The organism is Acinetobacter sp. GW821-FHT09D10 (genome assembly GCF_059416285.1).
Genome location: NZ_JBWKOW010000001.1, coordinates 317521 through 341891, shown reverse-complemented (window position 1 = coordinate 341891; position 24371 = coordinate 317521). Strand labels below are relative to the sequence as shown.

Genomic DNA, 24371 nt, shown 5'->3' with positions numbered 1-24371 from the left:
AGATGTCGGCACAGCATCCGTATTTTATCCAACGAGAAAATTTTACTGAAAGCCACGTTGCACTTGCTCAAGAGGTTCTAAAGTGTGGACATGATGCTGGTTTTATTTTTACCACGCCAGAATACACAATTAATAGTCATCAGAAATTACAAGACATTCAGGTCGCTAAAAATAGCCTTTTAAAAGATTGGCTACAAGAAGCTCGAATTCAATTACAGCAAGCGATTACCGATGGTTATAAAGACGTCAAAATTATGGGCGGACTGCCGTTTTGCTCGACAGCAGATGTCAATTTAATGCTCATGCAAAATGCAAAAATATGTCAGAAGGTACTCTATGCACAATCTGATATAGATCTTAGTTCTTTAAAATTAAACAAGGCTGATTATTTCCCATTAGGTGAACATTATCAGCAGCAAGTTGAATATCTGGTTCAGCAAATGCAGGCAAAGAAACTGGATAAAGCCGTTCTAGCCCGTATTTTACAACTTGAATTTAAAAAAAATATTCCAGTCTCAGACTTATTTTATAATTTAGCGAAGCATAATCCTGAAGGCTATAACTATGCAGTCGCAAGGCACCCTCAAAGTGAGGGATGGTTTGTTGGTGCAAGTCCAGAACTTTTAATTGCAAAGCAAAATACAAAAATTTGGAGTAAACCGGTTGCGGGTACATTGGCTCGTGATGATGATCCGACTATAGACCAAAACAATGCTAGAGCTTTACTTGCCTCACAAAAAGATCAACATGAACATGCACTTGTGATCGAAATGATTGCAGATGAGCTCACACCTTTTTGCAAACAATTACATGTTCCTAAGCAACCATCTCTCATTCGAACCAAACGTCTTTGGCATTTAGCTTCACACATTACTGGTGAACTTAAGCAAGCCGATACTCACGTTTTCGACTTAATTGAACGCCTTCACCCAACACCTGCAATTTGTGGCGAGCCTAGTCCAATTGCTAAAGAATTAATTCAGCAACTTGAACCATTTAACCGAGAATTATTTGCAGGAACTATGGGATGGGCAGATGAACAAGGTAATGGTGAATGGTCGGTGACTGTCCGTTGTGCCCGAATTTATCAGAATATTGCGCGTTTATTTGCTGGTGCAGGCATTGTGGAGGCTTCTCGTCCGCAAGCTGAACATGCTGAAACTGCCGCAAAATTCCGTACTGTGCTGGACGGATTCCACATTTCACCAAACCAATTACCAATACAGGGATCAAACATATGACAACACAGGTTTATTTGGATGGTGCCGTGCCATATCCAGCAGAGTTCGCTGAGATTTACCGTAAAAAAGGTTATTGGATTGGGCAAAACTTGAGTGACTTCTTGCGCGAAAGTGCTCAAAAATACCCGAAAAACATTGCAATCTATGATGGTGAAAAAGCCGTTAGTTACTCTGAGTTTGATTATTTAGTCGATTGCTGTGCCAGCCATTTATATCAACACGGCTTACGTGCGGGTGACAAAGCAGTTGTACAAATGCCGAACCACTATCAGTTTTACGTTTTGTTTTTTGCACTGATTCGGCTTGGTGCACTACCTGTAATGTCTTTGCCTGCACATCGCTATGCTGAACTCAGTAGTTTTTTCAAACAAACTCAAGCAAAAGCTTATTTCTGTGCTGATTTTGGTGCACAAAAATTTGACTACCGAGAGCTTGCCGAAAAGCTTCAGCAAACAGCTTCTTGCTTACGACATGTATTTGTACTTGGAAATGCAGGTAACTTTGTTGCCATTCAAGACCTATTTAAAGAAACCAGTATTTTGGATGAAGCCATCTCGCCGACTACGGCAGATCAAGTTGCTTTTTTACAGCTTTCTGGTGGAAGTACTGGGGTTCCTAAGCTTATTCCACGTACCCATGACGACTACCTATACAGTGTTCGTGAGAGTGCCAAAATCTGCTGTCTAGACCAGTCATCACGCTTACTTATGGTTTTACCCGCGGCCCATAACTTTTCAATGAGCTCAGCTGGTTCTTTAGGTGTTTTTTATGCAGGTGGTGCGGTTGTTTTAGGAACTGATCCAAGTCCTGATACGGCATTTCCATTAATAAAAAAACATGGCGTAACTGATGCTTGCCTAGTTCCTGCATTAGTTCGACCTTGGATGGATAAAGCTGCAAAAGATCAAGACCCAATCTTATCGACTTTACGTTGTCTGCAAGTCGGTGGAGCACGTTTACCAGATGCGGTTGCCTTACGTCTGATTGATGAGTTTCAAGTTAATTTACAACAAGTCTTTGGAATGGCTGAAGGGCTTGTGAACTACACCCGTTTTGATATGACGAAAGAACAAATCATCCATACACAAGGCTTAAAAATTTCAGAAGATGATGAAATTTTAGTGCTAGATGATAACGATCAACCAGTAGAAGCTGGGCAAGTGGGGCATTTGCTTACACGCGGCCCATATACCATTCGCGGTTATTACCAAGCACCAGAGCACAATGAGCGCTCTTTTACTCCCGACGGTTTTTATCGTACTGGCGATTTAGTTCGTATTCGTGAAGATGGCTGCATCGTTGTCGAAGGCCGTTCTAAAGAACAAATTAATCGTGCTGGGGAAAAAATTGCGACCGAAGAAGTTGAACAAGCTCTACTAACCCATCCGCAAATTCGCCTAGCGGCTCTAGTTGCTATGTCTGATGAGGTCATGGGTGAAAAAAGCTGTGCCTTTGTTGCGTGGCAATCTCAAAGCGATGATCCAAGTCAAATTCGTCTTGCGATGTCAGTACGCCAACACCTTAAAGACTATGGACTTGCGACCTACAAAATTCCAGATCGCGTGGAATTTATCGAGCAATTTCCATACACAGCCTTTGGAAAAATCGACAAAAAAATATTGCGTCAACAACTTGAAACTAAAACCAATGTTCTTGCTTAAAGATAAAAAAGGAAAAATTTGATGAGTATTCCAAAGATTGCCAGTTACAGCATGCCCCAAGCACACGAATTTACGGCGAATAAAACACATTGGCAGCTACATACCAATCGTGCTGTTGTACTAGTGCATGATATGCAGCAATATTTTTTAGACTTTTATGATCAAACCCAAGAACCAATTCCAGAATTGATTAAAAATACTAAAGAACTGATTGAAACTGCACGCAAGTTTAATATCCCTGTGGTCTATACAGCCCAACCTGGTAACCAGACGCCAGAACATCGCCAGTTATTAACTGATTTCTGGGGAAATGGTCTAAAAGATGATCCAAATATTACCCAAATTTTGCCAGAAATTACGCCTCAGAAAAATGATACTGTTTTAACAAAATGGCGTTATAGCGCATTTAAGTTTTCTCCACTCGAACAACTCATGCGCGATTCTGGTAGAGATCAGCTCATTATCTGTGGTGTCTATGCACATATTGGTTGTCTCATGAGTGCTGCGGAAGCCTTTATGCTAAACATTCAACCATTTTTATGTGGTGATGCACTTGCTGACTTTAGCCGTGAAGAGCACGATATGGCTTTGAAATATGCCAGTACACGATGCGCACAAGTCATGACGACCCAACAAGTCACTCGTGCTTGGGAACTTGAACAAGCAGCATCGCCGTTAACCCAAGAAGGTATTGTTTTGGCGGTAAGTGAACAGCTACAGATTCCTGTATCAGACATTCAGTTAAATGATGATTTACTCATGCTTGGGCTTGATTCAGTACGCCTTATGACACTGGTAGGTAAATGGCAAGCTTACGGCGCTCAGGTGAGCTTTGAAGATTTAGCCGAACAACCAACCCTAGAAGTTTGGATTGATAAGCTTGTAGCCTAAATCTAAACAATAAAAAAATGGCAGATTTAATATCTGCCATTTTTTTATTTTAACTTTTAAAAGGATGTATTGTCCTTTTTAATACGGCCGTTAAATTTCAAAGTTCGAGTAAACCTAAGTTTGCTGATAGACCACCGAAAACTTGGCACACTATGAATCATAACAAAGAAAAACACCGTAAATAGCGGTACAAGGAAGGTGCCAAATACAACACTTCCAAATACACTCATGCCAATTTCATAACGGCTAGCAGCGCCTGCACCAGTTGCAAAGATTAAAGGAATAACACCCGCACCAAAAGCCAGAGAAGTCATCAGAATCGGACGTAAACGCAACTTTAAAGCCTCACTTGCTGCGTCGATTTTACTTTTTCCTTGTTTGAGTGCTTGAGTCGCAAACTCCACAATTAGAATTGCATTTTTACAAGACAAGCCAATACCCGTTAATAGGGCAATTTGAAAATAAACATCATTAGGTAAGTTAAAGAACTTGGCAAAAATAATAGTGCCCGTAATTCCTAAAGGTAAACCTAATAAAATAATGAAAGGGACTTTCCAGCTTTCATATAAGGCTGCCAAACATAAGAAAATAAATAAAATAGAAATGACATATAAAAAGATAGCCTGCCGATTAGACTGCTGCTCTTGTAACGAGAGGCCACTCCATGCAACGTCTACACCAGATTGTTTGGCAACCATATCCGTAAGTTCTTGCATGGCTTGTCCTGAACTAAAGCCCGAACTGATATTCGCTTCAAGTTGTATGGCAGCTAATCCCATAAAGCGAGTTAAAGCTTCCGGTCCACCAGTCCACTGACTTTGAGCAAAATGGGCGAGGGAAAGCATTCCACCTGTATTGTTTCTTACATGCCAGTAAGCTAAATCTTCGGGTTTAGAGCGAAATTCAGAGTCACCTTGCATAATAATTCTTTTAATTCGACCTCTTTCAACAAAATCACCAACATAGTTTCCACCCCAAGCGGTAGATAAAGTTGAACGTATCGCTTGCTGATCAATTCCCAGCATTTTTGCCTTATTTTGATCGAGTTGGATAAATACTTCGGCTTTATCTTCACTCACAAGGGGACTTAGATTTTCAAATGCTGAATAGTTCCGCGCCTCTTTTTCTAAGGCTTTATATTGTTTGATTAATTCATCGCGTCCTTGACCATTTATATCTCTAAGCCAAAGTTCCAAAGCATCAGATTGACCTAAACCAGATACACTTGGTGGCATTCCTACCATGACTTTGGCTGGCAAGTTTTTTTGCAAATAAGTTTGAGCACGTTCACGAATAGCACTTGCCGTATTGGCTTCACCTTTACGCTCATTCCAATGTTTAAGCGAAATAAACGCCATACCTAAATTTGGCCCACTTCCTGAAAAATTTTGTCCATTCACCACAAGTACGGTATTAATATTTTTGGCTTCATGTTCAAAAAAATAATTATTGACGAGCTTTCCAACTTCTTCGGTCTGACTCATCGAAGCACTATTATGCAAACTATATGGAACAGCGAGTAGTCCTTGATCTTCATTAGGAATAAAGCTTGTAGGTAAACCACGGTAAATCATAAATAAAATAACCGCTATGCCCACAACTAACAGACTGGAAAAAACTTTGAACTGCATTAGGCGAACGGATAAAAAACTAAAAGTTGATCTAACTTTTTGAAGAATCAGCTCGAATGCTTGTCCCCATTTTGGCTTTTTATTGTGTTTTTTTAATAAAACTGCGCACATTGCTGGTGTAATGGTCATAGCTACAAATAGCGATAACAACATGGCTGCTGCCAAGGTAATAGAAAACTGACGGTAAATCATACCCGTTGAACCACTGAAAAAGGCCATTGGAATAAATACCGCGGTTAAGACCAGCGTAATACCAACCAATGCACCGCTAATCTCTTGCATCGACATTAAACAAGCTTCACGCACGCTAAGCTGTTGTTCATGCATAAGTCGTTCAACATTTTCGACCACGACAATCGTATCATCCACCAACAACCCAATCGCTAAAACCAGTGCAAATAGGGTAAGGGTGTTAATACTCATTCCAAACAAATACAACACCACAAATGTCCCACTAATGACGATAGGAACCGTAATGGTTGGAATCAGTGTCGCGCGCCAATTTTGTAAAAAGAGATACATCACAATAACAACAAGTACAATCGCTTCAAGCAAAGTGATAATGACTTGCTTAATTGACTCTTCAATAAAGGGGGTATTGTCTCTTGGATAGACAATTTTATATCCGGCTGGTAAATGCTGGCTAAGCTGAGCCATTTTTTCTTTAATAAGAGCAGAAGTCTCAATTGCATTGGCATCAGGACTTAAAGAAATACCTAGGCCTGCCGATGGATAGCCATTAAGCGTATTAATGCTTTCATAATTTTCTGCACCTAATTCGACTCTCGCGACATCTTTTAAATAAACAAGGCTTCCATCAATATTCGCTTTAACTACTACCGACTTAAAATCATCTATTGTTTTTAAACGTGAGCCTGCTTTTACTTTTGCATAAATATTCTGGTCAGAAGCAGAAGGCATTGCACCAATCGAACCCGCAGCAATCTGAGTATTATAATCTTCGAGCGCCTGTTCAATATCACTCGGCACAAGTTGATAATTTCTAAGCTGATTTGGGTTTAACCAAATTCGCATGGCATAACTCGAACCAAAAACATCAACCTCACCAATTCCTTGTAACTGGCTTAAAGGTTGTTCAAAGTGATTCACCATATAATCAGACAACTCAATATTGCTGGCTTTTCCTGTTTCATCATATAGCCCAACAATAAGCAGCATATCACCCGTGGTTTTCCATATGTTTACGCCTTGTCTTTGAACTTCCTCAGGCAAACGGTTTAACGCACCATTAATTCGGTTTTGTACTTGTAACTGTGCTTTATCAATATCTGTTCCAATTTTAAAGTGAATATCAATGCTACTCGTTCCCGATGATTCACTATAGGACGTAAAGTAAAGCAAATTATCCAGACCTTTTATTTGTTGTTCTAAAATTTGGGTCACGCTTTCTTCTACAGTGTCAGCAGCCGCACCACGGTAGTTTGCAACAACAGTGACACTGGGCGGAGCAAGGTTTGGATACCGTTCAACAGGCATTGCCAAAGTGGCAAAAAAACCAAAAATAAGAATAGTGATTGCAATGACAGAAACAAAGATAGGGTGATATATAAAAAATCGAGAGAGCATTGTTATGTCTACTTTAAGCTTGTTTTAAATAGGTTTTTAGGCACACGAAGGTGTAATGGTAACGCTTTTTTACAGCACAAACAATAATGATTATCATTATATAACTAATAATTATTTTTATCTTGATCAGTAAAAGTCATAAGTATATGATGCTCGGCACATCATAAATGATAATAATTATCATGTGGTAATCATTATCCAAAAACAAGGGCCGAGAAATGACGTTAACGAAAAAGGCGCTGGTGGTCGCCATCTCAACACTGCTTCCATGCGCCGTTCAAGCAAATGCAGATAGTGAACAGCAGGGCAATAACGAACCAGTTCAAAAACTTAAAACTATTGTGGTTTCAGCAGCATTAAAAGAACAAGATGTTGATAAAGCACCCGCATCAATTAGTGTGATTACTAGCGAAGAGATTGAGCGTAGTGCAGCACTTAGTCTTGCTGATGTTTTACAAAAACAAGCTGGGGTTTATAACTACAATAGTGGGCAAGATAAGATTGTTATACGAGGAATGCTCAACACATCGGGTAACTACACCCTCATCTTACTCAATGGCAAACGCATGTCATCGAACGGAGCAATGTGGCGAGGTAATGACTTTGACTGGAGTGCAATTCCTTTAAATAGTATCGAACGTGTTGAAGTGATTCGTGGGCCGATGTCATCGCTCTATGGAGCAGATGCCATGGGTGGTGTAATCAATATTATTACCAAGAAAGCTGAAGACGGGCAGCTTCATGGTTCGATCTTTGGGCAATATAACCGAGCAGACCGTGGAAATGGTAAAGATCAATTTCGTTACGGATTTAATCTATATGGGGGTTTAACCGATAATTTAAGTTTTACTTTGGCAGGAGACGCTTATAACCGTGATGCATGGTACCGAAATGGCAAGCCAGATCCAGATGGCGCGTACTTTGTAGAGAAAGATACGAAAAACGTAAACGGTACTTTAAGCTGGAATATTAGTGACCAACAAACTTTGGACCTAGATTTGGGTTATAACAACGATAAACGACCACTGACCCAAGATGCCGCAACTTCCATTCAAGAATCAGAAATGAAACGTACCAATGTGGGGATTGCGCACCGCGGAAAATGGGGATGGGGTAAAACAGAAGCTTATATTGGTAAAGAAACAGCCAAAATTTATGATTACGATAGCGAGTATGACGCACCGCAAAGTCGCCAATATAAGCAAGAGAATCTAATTGGGCGTGCTTTTGCTAACTTTGATTGGCTGATGAATAACACCACAGCAGGGTTTGATTATAAAGACCAGAAAATTACCGATGTTGTGAGCTATATTGGCACTGGAAAAAACCAGCAGAAGAGCTACGGTGTATTTGTTCAAAACGACACCCATATTAACGATGCACTGACATTAACTTTAGGTGGTCGTTATGACGATTTTGATGACTTTGATGGCAAATCGACGGGTAAAGCGTATTTAACATATGAGTTAGCAGAAGGTGTCATCCTTAAAGGTGGTGTAGGACAGGCATATAAGGTTCCATCTCCAGCTCAGCTAGATATCAATTATTCAATGATCTCATGTGGTGGTAGTTGCCATATTCGAGGTAACCCTAATTTAGATCCTGAAGAAAGCACCAACTATGAAGCTTCTTTAATTGTGACTCGACCAAATTGGAATGCTGGAGTTACAGTTTTCCAAAATGATGTGAAGAACCTGATTGAAGCGATTACCCTAAGTGATGGAGATCCTCGTTTAGAAGGCGATTTTAGAAAAATTTGGACCAATGTAAGCCGTGCAGAACTCAAAGGGGTTGAACTCACTGGTGGTTATGACTTCACCGATAATTTAGGTGTTAAGGCAAATGCAACTTACTTAGATGCAAAAAATAAAACTACAGGTAAAGATTTAACTGAGCGACCAGAATGGCTTGCTAATGGTTCAATTTCTTGGGCGCCCGTTGAAGATTTCCGTGTAAATGCTGGCGTAAGTTATGTGGGTAAACAGATGTACTCAGCAACTAAAGAGTTACCAGCTTATACAACTTACGACGTTACCTTTACGTCACCACTTTCACCACGTTTAACATTGGATTATGGTATAAAAAACCTGACCGATGTTGATCTTGAAGATAAAAATAAAACCTTTAATACCAAACTGTATGGTCGCAATTACTTTGTAAAAGCGACTTATAGTTTCTAAGGTAAAGCTAAGCTCAGAGCCTATTCATAGGGGAATAGGCTTTGTTTTTTTAACAAATACCCATAATTTTCAAGCAAGTATAGACAAAATAATTTTAATAAATCTTATACTTCTAAACATTAAGGCTAATTAATCATGACGACAACTTCAAAATCATTATTAAACGGACTACCGATAAAAAAATCGAGAATACATGTTTTTGAAATCTTAAATCAGAATCCACAAGGTTTAAGCGCAGACAATATTTATGCTCAAATTAAAAATGAATATAAAATAACGTTAGGAACGATCTATAGAATTTTATCTGAATTTGAAAATCGAAAACTCATCAAAAGAGTATTCTTAGGGAAAAGCAAAAGTATCTACAAAATTAGAAAAGATAAAATGAGCTGTAATCTGATTTGTCTTAAAACATCAGAAGCCTCTAACTTTGAGCATGAGAAAGTTAATGAATTACTTCATGAAGTTATGGAGATTATTTTTGCAAATACTGGAGCAGATATTAGTAGTATTGAGCTTAACCTTTATACTGAATAAAACCTTTATATAGAAAAATAAAGGACAGCTTTTACTGTCCTTTATTCGACGAGTCTTATTATTTAATTACTTTAATTCGAGTTGTAGCCGGAATAATTAACGGCGAATTCTTAGCGACATAGCTTTCAAGAGCATCAATATCTTGACCACCGCCTACACGGTTTTGGCCTTCTTTTAATACCGTAAAGTTATCGCCGCCATCTGCCAAAAAGCTATTTACCGTTACACGATATACTTTACTGTCAACCAGCGGTGAACCAGCAACCATGATGTTACTTGCTCGCGGTGAAACAGAAGTATTTGCCGCATATTCATAAGTGAATTCTTTAGATGGTTGTAAAATTCTAGGTGAGTTTGCATTTGCGCCGGACCATTGCTGCTCAAGTACATCTCTAATTTGCTTACCAGTTAAGCTCAAAGTCACAATCGAATTACCAAAAGGTTGAACTGCAAACACATCGCCAAAGGTAATCTGATTACTGCTATTGATGAGTAGATCAGCACGTACACCACCTGGGTTCATTAAGGTAAAGTCAGAACCTTGGTTACTTGCTTTTAAAGCAAATGCTTGCTGAGCATCGGCAATCATAATACCGAGCGGACTTTCACCACTCTCGACTTGAGTACGACTTACAACCGCTGTTGCAGTTCCAACCACACGACTTGAAATGGTGGTCACAGCTTGGCGGTACTTATCTAAAATTGCTTCAATACTTGGGGTCTTACTAAATTTTTGATAGAGATCCGTAAGGCTTACCGTGGTTGTTCCAGATGTGTAGGCTTCACTTTGTATAGGAACCTGTTTAGCATCCTTTTTAATCACATTACCGGTTTTACCATCAAGTTCAATCTTGATGTCTGTAATAAGCGTGCCATATTGTCCAGCTGAAGTAAGTAAGAATGGTTTTGCCGGATTTTTTGTAGCATAGTCACAAATATAAGATTGATGTGTGTGCCCCGAAACAACAATATCAACGGCCGGATTTAATTTATCTAAAATACCCAAAATCGGGCCGCTTAAACCATCACATGTTTTTTCATTAAACTTAGTACTTGGTGCTGCGCCTTCATGTACCACAACCACAATTGCTTCAATTCCTTGCTTCTGTAACTCAGGAATCAAGGCATTTACCGTATCTGCTTCATCACGAAATTCCACGTCTTTAATGCCCGCAGCGGAAACAATACTCGGCGTTGCTTTAAGCGTTAAACCAATAAATGCGACTGGAATTCCACCATAAGTTTTGATTTTATAGGCAGGAAAAATCGTTTTGTTCGCATCATTTTTCATTGCTACGTTAGCAGCAAGAAAATTAAATTTTGCACCACTAAAGTTTTTATTAATTTGGCAAGGTGCTGTACTTGTATATTGTTGACATCCACCATTTTGCAAACGGCGTAACTCATCTGTACCACGGTCAAATTCATGGTTACCTACAGCATTAAAGTCAATTTGAATATCATTCATTACTTCAATGGTAGGTTCATCTAAAAATAAAGAAGAGGTCAGTGGGGAAGCACTAATTAAATCGCCAGCCGAAACCACTGCATTATTTGGATTTTCAGCTTTAAGTTTTTTAATTGCATCGGCAAAGTAACTTACCCCACCAACAGGAATACGAACAGATTGAGCAGCATCGTTTGGATTTGGTGCCTCGACATAACGCTTAGGTGGCTCAAGATTTCCGTGAAAGTCATTAAAAGCTAAAATATTTACGGTCTGATTGCTTCTTTGGGCGGGTGCTGTGTCATTATCATCGTCATTACAACCAGCTAATAACGTTATTGTCAGTGAAAGTGTTGTTACTTTAAAAAGTGTTGTTAAATTTGTCATTTTTTTATCATTTGATCAATTAAGACGGATAAAAAATACGCTTTTAGTATGAATATTTGATGAAACGCTCAATAAGCAAATATGTTCGAAATATTAAAATTTGGACAAAAAACACAATTATCGAACAATATCTTAGCTAGAGGTTGTCTACAAACCCCAATTTTTTATTTAGAATAAATTTTTAATTGCCTTATAAGATTTAATCAAGTGATTCATTTCACAAGATTAATATGAACCGGAGATAATTTATGCAATGGACTAAACCCGCTTTTACTGATTTACGCATTGGTTTTGAAGTTACAATGTACTTCGAAGCACGTTAATCAGCTTCATCCAAATATGTCATAAGCCCTAGTCTTGTTCTAGGGCTTATCTCTTTCTAATAAGATATTAATTTTATGTATATTTATGTTTTAGGTTCAGCTGCCGGAGGCGGGTTCCCGCAGTGGAATTGTAATTGCCCGAATTGTCATGGTGTGCGCGCAGGTACAATCCAAGCCAAACCTCGTACTCAATCATCAATTGCTGTTTCTGAAAATGGAACAGACTGGGTTTTATTAAACGCATCACCTGATATTCGTCAGCAGCTTTTCGAATTTAAAGCAGCTCAACCAGCGCGTAAATTGCGTGATACAGGAATAACGAGCGTTATTTTAATGGACAGTCAGTTAGACCATACCACTGGGCTTTTAACCTTACGTGAAGGTTGCCCGATGAATGTGTGGTGTACAGAAATGGTCCACCAAGATTTAACGAGCGGCTTTCCAGTTTTTAATATGCTCAAACACTGGAATGGTGGTCTTCAATATCACGAGATTAACCCTAAACAAGCTTTTAAAATTGATGGTTTTGAAAATTTAGAATTTATTCCACTCATCATTAAAAGTGCGGCACCACCATATTCACCACATCGAAATGATCCACATGATGGCGACAACATTGCCTTAATTATCAAAGATTATAAAACACAAAAGCAGTTGTTCTATGCGCCGGGTCTTGGAAAAATTGATGATCAAATCATGCAGATTATGCAAAGTTCAGACTGCGTCATGATTGATGGAACGCTCTGGACAGATGATGAAATGCAACAAACAGGGGTTGGTAAAAAAACTGGTCGTGAAATGGGGCATTTATACATTAGTGGCGAAGGTGGTTCGCTGTCTTATTTAAATCAGCTGAGTACACCTAAAAAAGTGCTTATTCATATTAACAATACCAATCCAATTTTAAATGAAAACTCTAGCCAGTTTGCTGAGCTTAAAGCAAATGGTGTAGACGTTGCCTATGATGGCATGCAGATTGAACTCTAAGGTGAAACATGACTCAAACACCTGAAGCTTTAACGACCGAACAATTCAAACAAGCCATTATCGATAAAGGTCAGTATTATCATATCTATCATCCATTTCACGTGATGATGTATGAAGGCAAAGCAACTCAACAACAAATTCAAGCTTGGGTTGCAAACCGCTATTACTATCAAATTAATATTCCGCTTAAAGATGCAGCCATTATGGCGAATTGCCCAGACCAGCGCGTCCGTCAAGAATGGATTCAACGCATGATCGATCAAGATGGTGAATATCCTGATGGCGGTGGTCGAGAAGCATGGTTACGTTTAGCCGAAGCTGTGGGTTTGAGTCGTGAACAAGTGATTTCTGAAGAACTGGTATTACCAGGGGTTCGATTTGCTGTAGATGCCTATGTGAACTTCGCACGTCGTGCCTCATGGCGTGAAGCAGCAAGTAGTTCTTTAACTGAGTTGTTTGCTCCAAAAATTCATCAATCACGTCTAGAGTCGTGGCCACAACACTACCCATGGATTGATGATAAAGGCTATGAATATTTCCGTTCACGCTTAAGTCAGGCCCGCCGTGACGTTGAACATGGCTTAACCATCACGCTTGATTCATTTACGACTCATGAACAACAAGAACGAATGCTTGAAATATTGCAGTTTAAGCTGGATATTTTATGGAGCATTTTAGATGCTTTAACATTGGCATATGTTCACAATGAAGCACCGTATCACAGTGTGACTAGCAAACGGGTTTGGCACAAAGGACTATTTAAATGAATAAAGAACAGTTTGATTTAAACCTTGTGCCGACATGGCGACAAGGTTACCGTTTTCAGTTCGAGCCAGCTCAAAATGGTTTTGTGATTTTATATCCGGAAGGCATGATCAAGTTAAATGAGAGTGCAGGGGCAATCGGGCAATATATTGATGGGCAGCAAAATGTTTCCGCAATTATTGCCCAGTTAAAGCAAAAATTTGGTGATATTGCTGAGATTGATCAAGATGTAATAGATTACATGCTGGTCGCAAAGCAGCAACACTGGATTGATTTAGTATGACAGAAGGTGTTGGCCTACCTTTATGGTTATTAGCGGAACTCACTTATCGTTGTCCGCTACAATGTCCATATTGCTCAAACCCATTGGACTACGCTCAGCATAAAAATGAACTGACCACTCAAGAGTGGTTTGATGTTTTTGATCAGGCACGTCAGATGGGTGCTGTTCAACTTGGTTTTTCTGGTGGTGAACCACTGGTACGCCAAGATTTAGAAGAGCTGGTTGCACATGCTCATCAACAAGGGTTTTATACCAACCTGATTACCTCGGGCATGGGACTCACCGAAAAGCGCATTGCCGATCTAAAACAAGCAGGATTAGATCACATTCAAGTGAGCTTTCAAGCTAGTGATCCTGTGGTAAATGATGCCTTAGCAGGTTCAAAACATGCTTTTGAACAAAAGTATGAAATGTGCCGACTGGTTAAAAAATATGATTATCCGATGGTGCTTAACTTTGTTATTCATCGTCATAACATTGACCAGATTGAACAAATTATTGAACTTTGCCTAGAGCTCAATGCAGACACAGTCGAGTTAGCAATTTGTCAGTTTTACGGTTGGGCTTTTTTAAACCGCCAAGGTTTGCTACCAACACAAGAACAACTGATACGTGCGGAACGGATTACCAATGAATATCGAGAAAAATTAAAAGCGCAAAATCATCCCTGCAAACTCATTTTTGTAGTGCCTGATTATTATGAAGAGCGACCAAAAGCCTGTATGAATGGCTGGGGTAAAATCTTCTTTACAGTTGCTCCAGATGGTATGGCGCTGCCTTGCCATGCAGCACGGCAATTACCAATTTCATTTCCAAACGTCCGTGAACATAAATTGTCAGATATTTGGTACAAGTCAACTGGATTTAATCATTTCCGTGGTGATGCATGGATGCCTGAAGGCTGCCGCAGTTGCCCCGATAAAGATCGTGACTTTGGCGGATGCCGCTGTCAGGCCTATATGTTGACCGGCGATGCTGCTAATGCCGATCCTGTATGTGGGAAATCGCCGTATCATCAAATGATTGAACAAGCACGTACGGAAAGTCATGTAGCAGCTCCACTACAACAACTTGTGTTTCGGAACAGTAGAAATTCTAAATCTTTAAGTGCTTCACAAAATATTCCAGTCCACATGATTACAGATAACTAGCAAGCAGCGGGAATCTTATGAAGCCTAGCCATATTCCAGTTTTTGATGGACATAATGATGCATTAACGCGTTTATGGCTAAGTGATTATGCAGATCCCGTATATGCTTTTCTGCACGAACGTTTAGCAGGTCATCTTGACTTAAAGCGCTGCCAGCAAGCAGGCTTTGTTGGTGGAATGTTTGCCGTTTTTTTACCTCCATTTAGCTATGTTCAACAACATCATCCCAATAAATTATTTGATCAAAATGCTTCTGATTTTACACAACAGCAAATTGAAAAGATTTGCTTACAGCAACTTGATATAGCTCACCAACTCGCACAACGTTCTACAGACATTCAAATTTGCACATCAGTTCAGGATATTCAGAGCTGTGTAAACACGCAGAAACTTGGAATTGTGCTGCATATGGAAGGTGCAGAAGCTTTACAACAAAACCCCGATTTACTAGATGTATTTTATGATAAAGGTCTGCGTAGTATCGGCCCACTTTGGAATAGGCCCAGTCGTTTTGGACATGGTTTAAATGCTAAGTTTCCTCACTCACCTGACACAGGAGCTGGTCTTACCCAAGACGGCAAAGCCTTTATAAAGCGATGTGCTGATAAAAAAATGGTGATTGATGTTTCCCATATGAATGAACAGGCTTTTTGGGATACTGTAGTTCTATTGCAACAGCCAATCGTAGCAACACACTCTAATGCACATGCTTTATGTCCTCAAGCCCGCAATTTAACTGACCAGCAGCTTAAAGCTATTCGAGACAGTAAAGGTATAGTTGGGGTGAATTTCGATGTCGCTTTTTTACGCTCAGATGGACAACGTAATGTAAATACATCTATAGATGTAATTTTAGACCATCTAGATTATTTGATAGATCGACTTGGCGAAGAGCATGTAGCTTTTGGTTCTGATTTCGACGGCGCACTCATCGGGACTGAGCTTGAAGATGTTATGGGTCTACATAAACTTATTCATCGCATGCAACAGCGAGCCTACTCAAGCGAACTCATTGAAAAACTATGTTTTACGAATTGGATAAACGTGCTTTATCGGATTCTGGGTGAATAGTTTTAGAGCTAAACGTATTGAACATAACTAATTATTTGCGTTTTTTGATTGGCTGAAATGACTAAAAAAAATACAAATGGTTTAATTGTCAACCATTCGGTAAATTCACTAAACTCAACCTTACTGAATGTAAGAACATTTAGTATTTCAGGTCTTTTGTGGTTTTCACATTACCCATTTCTTCATGAGAAGTAGAAATGGGTTTTTTCTTATCCAAATTATATAAATGTGATTTCCGTCACAATAACTACTAATTATTGGCAAAACCCTTCAATCCCATCTTGACTAAAAGTTCAGCATTAAATACATTTGTAGTGTATTTAAAGATAATAAGATTGTTTTAAAGCAATTCATAATACTGCTTAATCCTGAAATACAGTAAAAGCCTATTCAAAAACAGAATAGGCTTTTTACTTTGTATCAAAATTTATTTTTTTAACTATTACACTATTCAATTAACATAAAAATTAAATACCTTACAAAAGCGGAGCAAATGAAAGCCTTTAAATAACAAATTATGTGCTATTAATTTAAGTTGATTTTTCAAAAAATACTCCGTTAATCGAAGAGGTGCAAAATGTTAAAGTCAATTATAGTATTGGGAACAGGTATTGCGATTGGGATGTGTGTCTACAAGAAAAAGCAAAAAAACAGTAAGAGTTTTAACACAGATAGCGATACTGACTCAGTGATTAGTAAAGACAGTGCTAAAAATCAAGATGATGGCCAGCTTGATAACGCTGTAAAAGTTTAGAGTTAAATAAAAAGGGGTTCAGATAATGAACCCTTTAATTTTTATTAAAAATAAAGATTAATGATTATCTTGAATAGATTAACTTAAATATAATATTTAAATTAAATAATCACTCAACTATTCATTTAATTATTTCAAAAGTATGATTAAAATAAAAAAACACTTTCATTATTAAAATTTACATATTGTATCAGAGGAATCTTTATTATTTTTGATACGAATAATAAAAATGGAGACTAGAATGTCAAAGCGCCATATTTTAAAAGAAGTAAATGCCAAAAGTATGTGTGGTATGGAAATTGTGGTTGAACAAATTTACGAAAATATTGATGAAAGAAACTTTGTTGAAGCTGGAATAGAGCAAAACTGGTTGCCACTTTCTAAAATTGTGATTTCGGATAAAGTCATTAACTTAGATCAAGATAATACCTTTGCTCATCCTAGAACAGGAAAGGTCTTTAAAATCCTTAACTCTTAGTCGATTCTTACTTTTCTATTACAGTTTTATATTTCTAAGTTATTGAGGCGAAACACAGATAAGTTTCGCCTCAATGCATTTAATTAAGAGCTAATTTTCTTCTTAGAGAAGAATTTTTCTGCTGCGCCCAACACAAATATGAAGAATACTGGGACAAAAAAGATTGCCAGAATAGTGGCAGATATCATCCCTCCAAATACGCCTGTACCTAGCGCATGTTGAGTTTCTGAACTCGCTCCACTTGCAATCACTAATGGGATCACACCACAAGTAAAGGCAAGGGAAGTCATTAGAATTGGGCGTAAGCGTAACTTCGCTGCTGCAACGGCTGCTTCAACTAAACTCATTCCTTCTTCTTTGAGCATTTTTGCGAACTCAACAATTAAGATCGCATTTTTGGCAGATAGACCAATAATGGTAATCAGACCAATTTTGAAGAAAATATCATTTGGTATTTCTCTTAAAATAATGGCTAAAATTGCACCAAATATTCCTAAAGGAACAACCAGCATAACTGATAACGGAATTGACCAACTTTCATAAAGTGCAGCTAACACTAAAAACACGACCAACATCGATAAAGCAATAAGAAATACCATTTGAGATTCAGACTGTTTTTCTTGCAAAGAAATACCTGTCCACTCATAACCGATTCCTTGAGGAAGCTTGGCAAAAAGGTTTTCCATTTCTCGCATCGCATCGCCAGAAGATACACCCATGTTAGGAACACCAGCGATACTTAATGAAGGACGGCCATTGTAGCGATTATATTGCTGCGGCAATTTGTTCCACTGAGGAGTTACCACTTCTGATAGAGAAACCAGTTGTCCGTTTGCGCCCGCAACCTTCAAACTTAAAATATCTTTTAAGTGCATTCGTGATTTTGCATTAGCTTGAACAATAACTTGCTGCATTCGTCCTTGGTTCGGAAAATCATTGATATACATTGACCCCATTGAAGTCGAAATAATATCTGAAACGGAAGCAAAGCTTACCCCTAGAGCACTTAACTTCTCACGGTCTATTTTCAAGCTAATATTGTCACCTTCGGGCAAACCTTCAGGATAAACCATATAAAACTTTTTGTTTTGAGCAGCCATTTCCATAAGTTTTTCTTGTGCAGAAATTAAGGCAGGCATTCCTAAATTTGCTTTGTCTTGTAAGCGCAAGCTAAAGCCTGAAGATGTACCTAATTCATCAATGGCAGGAGGAAGTACAGACATCGTTGTACCTTCTTTACTATTCGCCATTTCTGCATTAATGAAGTTTGTATAGTCAGTGGTGGATTTATCACGTTCACTAAAATCTTTTAAGGTTGTAAAAGCAAGTGCTACGTTTTGTCCAGCGCCACTAAATCCCCAGCCCATAATTGAAATATTGCTTTTTACATCTGACCGCTCGTTTAAATGGTCTTCAAATTCTTTGACGATTTTTTGAGTTCGTTCAGCTGTTGCATCCGATGGTAACTGGAATGAAGTTAAAAACCAGCCTTGATCTTCTTCAGGCATAAAAGCAGTTGGCCAGTATTTCATTCCTGCAAAAGTTAGTCCCGTAATCACCACAAAAATGATTAAAGTCGGAATAGTATGTTTAACGACTTTAAGTAGAAGAACTTCATATTTTTTTGTGACTTTGTCAAAGCTACGATCAAACCATGCATAAAATCCTTTCTTTTGATGATGTGCATCAATCGGTTTTAATAAGGTTGCGCAAAGGGCGGGTGTGAGAGTGAGCGCTAAAAATGCCGAGAATAAAATTGAAACCGACATGGTAATAGTAAACTGGCGATAGATAATGCCGACCGAACCACTCGCCAAAGCCATGGGTAAAAATACTGCTGCCAACACCAAAGTAATACCAATAATCGGGCTGGTAATCTCAGTCATGGCCTTTGAAGTCGCTTCTTTAGGCGCTAAACCTTCAGTTGCCATAATTCGTTCGACGTTTTCGACCACGACAATAGCATCATCAACAATAATCCCGATCGCAAGCACCATACCAAACATGGTTAACACATTAATTGAGTAACCCGTCAAAAGCATGATGGTAAAGGTACCTAGCAGGGCAATTGGAGCCACAATCGCAGGAATTAAGGTGTAGCGAACATTATGAAGAAATAGATACATCACAATAAAAACTAAAACCATGGCTTCAATTAATGTATGAATTACTTTCTCTATCGAAATTTTAACAAAAGGTGCAGTATCGTATGGAACACTAAATTGCATACCTTCGGGTAAATTTACTTTTAATTCTTCGAGTTTCTGTTTGACACCTTCCGCTGTTTTTACCGCATTTGCACCAGGGCTAAGTTGAACCGCGGCAGCTGTTGCAGGTTTACCATTTTCTAAAATGGCAAAGTTATAAGATTGAGCACCCATTTCTACATCAGCCACATCGGACAACTTAATATTGGCACCACTAATGTTGCTCTTTAGACTAATATTTTTGAACTGCTCAACATTTTCAAGCTGTCCTTGAGCTGACAAAGGTATGGTAATTAATTGACCGTTAATTAAAGGCCTATCGCCAAGCCGACCTGGTGCAATATCAATATTATTGTTCCGAATTGCATTGTTTACATCGCTTATTGATAATCCATAAGAGACTAACTTGTTTGGATCTACCCAAATCCGCATTGCTTTCTCAGCACCGAAGGATTGAATTTTTCCAACACCTTCAACACGTTTAAGCTCTTCAACCATATTGCGTACCAGATAATCACTTAAATCCACTTCTGAATAGCGGTGATTAGGTGAGTTTAAGCCTACAAGCATTAAAAAGCCTGATGAAGATGCTTCTACAGATAAACCTTGTTGGCGGACGACTTGTGGTAATCGTGCTTCAACAGCCTTAATTTTATTCTGTACATCGACTTGAGCCATATCGACATCGGTACCAGGTTTAAAAGTCGCGGTAATTTCAGCAGTACCAGATGAATCGGTTGTCGCACTATAGTAGAGTAGATTTTTTACCCCTGACATTTCTCGTTCAATGAGGGTAATGACGCTATCATTAATAGTTTTTGGAGTAGCCCCCGGATAACTTGCTGTAATGTTGACTTCAGGTGGGGCAACACTCGGAAAGCGGGCAATCGGTAACTTTGGAATACTGAGTACACCAAATAAAATAATAAAAATCGCAATCACCCATGCAAAAATAGGACGACGAATAAAGAATTGAGACATCATTTCGTGTCTCCTTGCTTCGCCGTATTTTCTGCTGAAGCTGCTTTCCATACGGAAATCGCCAGCTTCTGGTTTGGCTGAATACGTTCTATACCTTCAACAACAACTTTGTCACCTGCTTTAAGTCCTTTATTGATGAGATAAAATTGCTCATATTGTTGCCCCAATTCTACAGAGCGAACATCTGCACCACCTTTGGCATTTACAACATAGACTTGCGGATCGCCGTTCATATTGCGCTGAATTGCTTGCTCTGGAACGAGTAAAGCCTGAGGAACCGAAGCACGTTCAATAGTGACGCGAACATACATACCCGGTAATAATTTTCTTTCAGAATTATTTACTTCAATACGAATGGTGACATCGCCAGTTTCAGGGTCAACATTAATGTCTTCAAAAAGCATTTTTGCCGAGACGTTATAGGGTTGTCCTAAACTATTTAGAATCTGCACATCTTTTTGATTGTTGGCAGACAGCTCTCCACTTTGTAGAGCTGCCTTTAAGCGTTCATATTCACCAATAGACTGTTTTACATCGACATAAACACGGTCAATTTGTTGAATTGTAGCCATGGTATTGCTATCACCCTGGCTAACTAATGCACCTTCAGTCACAAATGATTTACCAATACGCCCAGAAATCGGTGCTCGCACTGTCGCATACTGTAAATTAAGATTTTGGCGAGCCAATAGAGCTTTCATTTGGGCAACATCTGCAATCGATTGCCGATATTGCGCTTCGGCGTTACTTACTTCTTGCTTACTAATTGCGTTACTTGGTAAAAGTTGCTGATAGCGTTCGAGTTGTATTTTTAAACGACTTACTTCCGCTTCCGCTTTATTTAGCCCAGCTCGATTACTATTTACATCTGCCTCAAATGTCTCTGAGTTTATTTTATATAGTGGTTGTCCAGCTTTAACTTCACTACCTTGAGCAAATAAAACTTTTTCGATAATGCCACCAACTTGAGGACGAATTTCGGCAGTCCTGAAAGCTTGAACGCGTGCAGGTAAGTTTTCGCTAAAATTAATCGGCTGTGGTTGAACTGAAATAACGGTAGCTTTTGCCGTAGGTACTTGTGTTTGATCACTTGCTTGTTCTGTACCACAGCCATGTAACACAAGACTGAAAGATAAAACGAATGGAACTAAAAAATGCTTTTGCACTTTTGTAACACCTAATGGACTTCTAGATGCTGACATTATTTTTGATATGTGTGTAATGAAAATCACTAATATGTGGAAAAAGTGTGGAGATTTACCAAAAAATACGCGTATGATAAATCAAATTTTTCTCGCGTTTTATTAATATGTTCGAGCCAAGCTTTACGTTCAACTGTCAGGATAAGCTTATTCTTGTCGTAGAAGATGAATATGATATTGGCGATATTATTGAACATTATCTTAAGCGCGAAGGCATGCGTGTTGTAAGAGCCATGAATGGTAAGCAGGCGATTGAAATACATGCAACGCAGCCCATTGATCTGGTCATACTCGATATAAAAATGCCCGAATTGAGTGGGTGGGAAGTACTCAATAAAATTCGGCAAAAAGCAGCTACACCTGTAATTATGCTGACCGCTTTAGATCAAGAAATCGATAAAGTCATGGCTTTACGAATTGGTGCGGATGACTTTGTGGTAAAACCATTTAATCCAAATGAAGTGGTAGCACGTGTACAAGCGGTACTACGACGTACTCAACAAAATCAGCAAACGCCTAATCGGAACTTAATTTATAAAAATATTGAAGTGAATACAGAAATTCATACTGCATATGTTCATTCGGGTGATAAACAGCAAGCGCTCAATTTAACCTTAACGGAGTATAAGATTCTGTTATTGATGTTGCCTCATCCTCATAAAGTTTTTACCCGCTCGGAACTAATGAATCAGTGCTTACCTGATCGAGATGCTCTAGAGCGTACTGTCGATAGCCACGTTAGTAAGCTACGAAAGAAAATAGAAGATCTGGGCTTACGCAATATGCTCATTAATGTTCGTGGCGTAGGTTATAGGCTGGACAATCCTCATGAAAAATAAAACAGGCATTAGTAAACAACTTATTATTGCACTGAGCTTTACCAGTCTAAGTGTTACATTGAGTTCGCTCATTTTAGGCTACGGCACCTATTATATTGCAATTGAAGTGGGGCTTATTTCTCTTGAAAAACTCAAAGAAAGTGATGAGTTTTTCCACTATTTAGATGGCATATGGTTATTTGCCGTGCTTCTGTTTGGTACAGCATTATCAATTATTTTAGGCATAAAGCTTGCTCAACGTTTTATTGTGCCCATTAATCTATTAGCAGATGCAGCAAAAAAAATTAGTCATGGGGATTTAACTGCACGAGTAGAAAAACCGACGCATCATTCTTCTGAAATTGCAGAGTTGATGGACAATTTTAATGATATGGCTCAAAAGCTCGAAACCTCAGTTGAAAACGCTCATGTCTGGAATGCTGCAATTGCACATGAGTTACGAACTCCAGTCACTATTTTACAGGGCAGGTTACAGGGGATTATTGATGGTGTTTTTGAAGCAGATCCCATCTTATTTAAGAACTTACTTAATCAAGTTGAAGGTCTGTCAAATCTAGTTGAAGACTTACGTACATTAAGCCTTTTTGAAAACCAGCAGCTCAGGCTTCATCTTGAAACGATTCATTTTAATGAAACTGTCCACAAAGTCGTGCACATGTTTCAAGAAAAATTAGAAAAAGCTCACCTTAAAGTCATTTTTGACATTCAAGCGCCAGAAGTTAAGTGTGATCAACGGCGAATAGAACAAGTTTTAATTGCTTTACTTGATAATGCTACCCGATATGCAAATCCGGGGAAGCTACTTGTTTCAACAAGACAAGACCAATTTAACTGGATTCTTGAAATAGAAGATGAAGGGCCGGGCATTTCAGCGGAGCATCGCAAAGATTTATTTAATCCTTTCTTTAGGTTAGAACAATCAAGAAATAAAGAATTAGGCGGTACTGGTTTGGGTCTTTCAGTTATACAAGCCCTTGTTATTGCCCATAAAGGTCAGGTCGATTATCTCAATCAACATTCACATAGTATTTTTAAAATAAGCATTCCTCAAGAATGATCGCTTTAGTAATCTCCCTTAACGATTTAATGAAGAGAAATTGCATTTCTTGACTCGTGATTAACTCGAAAATAGGTTAATTTATTTATTTAATTTTTAATTAAATACTGATTTTTTATGACAATTGAGATAGAAACACATCCACTTGAACCATTTTTACCCGAAAATGCCCGTTTATTAATGTTAGGTAGTTTTCCACCACCGCGTAATAAATGGAAGATGGATTTTTACTATCCAAATTTCCAAAATGACATGTGGCGTATTTTCGGTTTAATTTTTTTCCAAGACAAAACCCACTTTTTAAGTGAAAACCAGAAAAATTTTAATGAAGAACGTATTCGAAACTTCTTGATTGAAACAGGTATTGCAATCTTTGACACGGCTTACCAAATTAAGCGATTGAAGGGGAATGCTGCAGATAAATTTCTTGAAATAGTAACGCCAACAGATCTTGCTGTGTTACTTCGGCAGATTCCTCTATGTCAGACCATCATGACCACAGGCGATAAAGCGACTGATACTTTAATTTCTGTTTTACCAGAGCATACTGAAAAACCACTTATAGGAACATCTACATCAACTTGCTTTGCTGGGCGAGATATTAATTTATACCGCTTACCATCTTCCTCTAGAGCTTATCCATTAGCACTAGAGAAAAAAGCAGAGGCTTATCAAAAATTCTTTAAAGAAATTGGCATATTATAAAAAGAGG

At 38.6% G+C, this 24371-nt stretch carries 20 protein-coding genes and 1 pseudogene; 17 read left to right on the top strand and 4 right to left on the bottom strand.

Annotation, left to right across the window (positions count from 1 at the left end; all coding sequences use genetic code 11):
* The first annotated feature begins 2 nt into the window (after window positions 1–2).
* From AC07M3_RS01545 to AC07M3_RS01530, 4 genes and pseudogenes are all read left to right on the top strand, one after another.
* Entirely contained in the window at window positions 3–1241 is a 1239-nt protein-coding gene (locus tag AC07M3_RS01545) for an isochorismate synthase (protein ID WP_494566326.1), read from the top strand.
* A complete protein-coding gene (locus AC07M3_RS01540) occupies window positions 1238–2902 on the top strand; it encodes a (2,3-dihydroxybenzoyl)adenylate synthase (RefSeq protein ID WP_494566325.1) in 1665 nt (554 codons plus the stop codon). Before AC07M3_RS01545 ends, AC07M3_RS01540 begins: the two co-directional genes overlap by 4 nt.
* A 21-nt stretch (window positions 2903–2923) precedes the next feature.
* Window positions 2924–3574, top strand: a pseudogene (locus AC07M3_RS01535) (isochorismatase family protein); the annotation flags it as partial.
* Between the two features lie 24 nt (window positions 3575–3598).
* A complete protein-coding gene (locus AC07M3_RS01530) occupies window positions 3599–3793 on the top strand; it encodes a phosphopantetheine-binding protein (protein ID WP_373456843.1) in 195 nt (64 codons plus the stop codon).
* A 56-nt stretch (window positions 3794–3849) separates the two neighbouring features.
* Here AC07M3_RS01530 and AC07M3_RS01525 read toward each other — a convergent pair whose 3' ends face one another.
* Complete coding sequence (locus tag AC07M3_RS01525) at window positions 3850–7011, bottom strand: multidrug efflux RND transporter permease subunit (protein WP_494566324.1); 3162 nt, start codon at window positions 7009–7011, stop codon at window positions 3850–3852.
* Window positions 7012–7229: 218 nt separating this feature from the next.
* Here AC07M3_RS01525 and AC07M3_RS01520 point away from each other — a divergent pair, with 218 nt between their 5' ends.
* Both AC07M3_RS01520 and AC07M3_RS01515 read left to right on the top strand, forming a co-directional pair.
* Window positions 7230–9191, top strand: coding sequence for a TonB-dependent receptor plug domain-containing protein (locus tag AC07M3_RS01520; RefSeq protein WP_494566323.1), 1962 nt, complete (start codon window positions 7230–7232; stop codon window positions 9189–9191).
* A gap of 135 nt (window positions 9192–9326) precedes the next feature.
* On the top strand, window positions 9327–9728 hold the full coding sequence (locus AC07M3_RS01515) for a transcriptional repressor (protein WP_004642804.1): 402 nt from the start codon (window positions 9327–9329) through the stop codon (window positions 9726–9728).
* 58 nt (window positions 9729–9786) lie between these two features.
* Here the strand turns inward: AC07M3_RS01515 and AC07M3_RS01510 are convergent, their stop codons facing one another.
* The gene (locus tag AC07M3_RS01510; protein WP_494566322.1) at window positions 9787–11562 is read right to left on the bottom strand and encodes a bifunctional metallophosphatase/5'-nucleotidase; all 1776 of its coding nucleotides are present in this window, start codon (window positions 11560–11562) and stop codon (window positions 9787–9789) included.
* Window positions 11563–11810: 248 nt separating this feature from the next.
* Between AC07M3_RS01510 and pqqA the strand changes: the two genes are divergently transcribed.
* From pqqA to AC07M3_RS01470, 8 genes are all read left to right on the top strand, one after another.
* Entirely contained in the window at window positions 11811–11885 is a 75-nt protein-coding gene (pqqA, locus tag AC07M3_RS01505) for a pyrroloquinoline quinone precursor peptide PqqA (RefSeq protein WP_001982218.1), read from the top strand.
* 75 nt (window positions 11886–11960) lie between these two features.
* Window positions 11961–12872 carry a pyrroloquinoline quinone biosynthesis protein PqqB gene (pqqB, locus tag AC07M3_RS01500; RefSeq protein WP_494566321.1) on the top strand — a complete coding sequence of 304 codons (912 nt, stop codon included), beginning with the start codon at window positions 11961–11963 and terminating at the stop codon, window positions 12870–12872.
* A gap of 8 nt (window positions 12873–12880) precedes the next feature.
* A complete protein-coding gene (gene pqqC / locus AC07M3_RS01495) occupies window positions 12881–13639 on the top strand; it encodes a pyrroloquinoline-quinone synthase PqqC (protein ID WP_092705809.1) in 759 nt (252 codons plus the stop codon).
* The gene (gene pqqD, locus AC07M3_RS01490; RefSeq protein ID WP_003651748.1) at window positions 13636–13920 is read left to right on the top strand and encodes a pyrroloquinoline quinone biosynthesis peptide chaperone PqqD; all 285 of its coding nucleotides are present in this window, start codon (window positions 13636–13638) and stop codon (window positions 13918–13920) included. The genes pqqC and pqqD overlap by 4 nt, the downstream gene beginning before the upstream one ends.
* Window positions 13917–15071, top strand: coding sequence for a pyrroloquinoline quinone biosynthesis protein PqqE (gene pqqE, locus AC07M3_RS01485; protein ID WP_494566320.1), 1155 nt, complete (start codon window positions 13917–13919; stop codon window positions 15069–15071). Before pqqD ends, pqqE begins: the two co-directional genes overlap by 4 nt.
* A gap of 17 nt (window positions 15072–15088) precedes the next feature.
* Entirely contained in the window at window positions 15089–16141 is a 1053-nt protein-coding gene (locus AC07M3_RS01480) for a dipeptidase (RefSeq protein WP_494566319.1), read from the top strand.
* Between the two features lie 577 nt (window positions 16142–16718).
* The gene (locus AC07M3_RS01475; protein WP_003651752.1) at window positions 16719–16895 is read left to right on the top strand and encodes a hypothetical protein; all 177 of its coding nucleotides are present in this window, start codon (window positions 16719–16721) and stop codon (window positions 16893–16895) included.
* A gap of 241 nt (window positions 16896–17136) precedes the next feature.
* Window positions 17137–17373 carry a hypothetical protein gene (locus AC07M3_RS01470; protein WP_209733575.1) on the top strand — a complete coding sequence of 79 codons (237 nt, stop codon included), beginning with the start codon at window positions 17137–17139 and terminating at the stop codon, window positions 17371–17373.
* 83 nt (window positions 17374–17456) lie between these two features.
* Here the strand turns inward: AC07M3_RS01470 and AC07M3_RS01465 are convergent, their stop codons facing one another.
* Together AC07M3_RS01465 and AC07M3_RS01460 are read right to left on the bottom strand one after the other, a co-directional pair.
* Entirely contained in the window at window positions 17457–20564 is a 3108-nt protein-coding gene (locus AC07M3_RS01465; protein ID WP_494566318.1) for an AdeB/AdeJ family multidrug efflux RND transporter permease subunit, read from the bottom strand.
* Window positions 20561–21727 carry an efflux RND transporter periplasmic adaptor subunit gene (locus tag AC07M3_RS01460; protein WP_494566317.1) on the bottom strand — a complete coding sequence of 389 codons (1167 nt, stop codon included), beginning with the start codon at window positions 21725–21727 and terminating at the stop codon, window positions 20561–20563. The genes AC07M3_RS01465 and AC07M3_RS01460 overlap by 4 nt, the downstream gene beginning before the upstream one ends.
* A gap of 143 nt (window positions 21728–21870) precedes the next feature.
* On the opposite strand from AC07M3_RS01460, the gene adeR reads away from it, so the two are divergent.
* The 3 genes from adeR (at window position 21871) to AC07M3_RS01445 (ending at window position 24364) form a co-directional block, all read left to right on the top strand.
* Window positions 21871–22602 (top strand): efflux system response regulator transcription factor AdeR, encoded by a 732-nt coding sequence (gene adeR, locus AC07M3_RS01455; protein ID WP_494566316.1) that lies wholly within the window; start codon window positions 21871–21873, stop codon window positions 22600–22602.
* On the top strand, window positions 22592–23659 hold the full coding sequence (adeS, locus tag AC07M3_RS01450; protein ID WP_494566315.1) for a two-component sensor histidine kinase AdeS: 1068 nt from the start codon (window positions 22592–22594) through the stop codon (window positions 23657–23659). Before adeR ends, adeS begins: the two co-directional genes overlap by 11 nt.
* Before the next feature lie 117 nt (window positions 23660–23776).
* Window positions 23777–24364, top strand: coding sequence for a uracil-DNA glycosylase family protein (locus tag AC07M3_RS01445; RefSeq protein ID WP_494566314.1), 588 nt, complete (start codon window positions 23777–23779; stop codon window positions 24362–24364).
* Window positions 24365–24371: the final 7 nt, after the last annotated feature.